We start from the raw sequence: 1,003 nt of genomic DNA, 5'->3' as shown, positions 1-1,003 counted from the left end.
GCAGCAGCTCGTCGGCGGCGTCAGGCTGGTTGAGGTGCACGTAGCTGAGCACGTTGCGGATCTCATACGGCGTGTACGCATACAACGCACCGGGCTGGTTGCGCTTGCGCACGTCGTCCAGGTAGCGCGCGAAGGTGGTGCGCAGCGCCTCCGCGGGCAGCACGTCCTGCGCGCCGGTGGGGTCCAGCGCGATCGACACGCCGGTCGGATCGCCGTCGCCCAGGTCGGCCGAGGAGGGGATGAAGTCGATGCCCTTCCACGCCATCGTCGCGCGGATCGAGGCGGCCAGTGCATCGTGGAGTGCGGTGTATTGTTCGCGCGCCCAGCGGGCGGTGTCAGGGTCGCCCAGCGATTCGGCCAGCCACGCGCCGTCGTGCCAGCCCTTCAGGCCCCAATAGTCGTCCCAGTAGCTATGGGTGGGCGAGGGGTAGCCTTCGTGGCTGATCGACGGGGCCAGAATGCCGGCAAAACGCTCCGGCGACGGTTGGCTGGCCATGTAGCCCGGCACCAGCGTGCGCTCGCGCAGTTCCTGCAGGAAGCGCAGCGCCGCTTTCACCTTGGGCAGGTAGGCACGCACCGATTCGGGGCCACCGTCCAGCCGCGCCACATCGGCCACCAGCGAGACGTACTGGCCCTGGCTGTCATATTCGATGTCCGAGCCGAAGCCGGTGTTGACGCTGCCGTCGTCGTTGAGGATCGGCGAGACCAGGCCGTTGGCGTGCACGCCGTGCGCGCTGTACCAGGCCAGGTAATCGCGTGCGACCTTGGCCTCGCCCATGCGCAGCAGCACGGCGGAGGTGGCCATGCCATCGCGGATGAAAGAGCGGTTGTAGTTGCGCGGCCCCGGCTGCATGGCCGGGCCGGTCTGGTTGATCAGCATGTACGCGGCCTGCGCACGCAGCATGTCCCCCAGCGACGGATCGGGCAGGCGCAGGCCGACCTGGCCAAGCCGTGCCTGCCAGTCCGCCGACACTTCGGTGGCCAGCGCGTCGTAGGCCGCGTC

General features: G+C 69.0%; 1 pseudogene. It reads right to left on the bottom strand.

Annotated elements, in window-relative coordinates:
- Positions 1-1,003 (bottom strand): annotated as a pseudogene (locus DBR34_RS01015) (hypothetical protein); the annotation flags it as partial.

Source organism: Stenotrophomonas sp. HMWF003 (assembly GCF_003061285.1).
Lineage (GTDB): Bacteria > Pseudomonadota > Gammaproteobacteria > Xanthomonadales > Xanthomonadaceae > Stenotrophomonas > Stenotrophomonas maltophilia_AP.
This window is presented reverse-complemented; position numbering and strand designations above follow the sequence as displayed.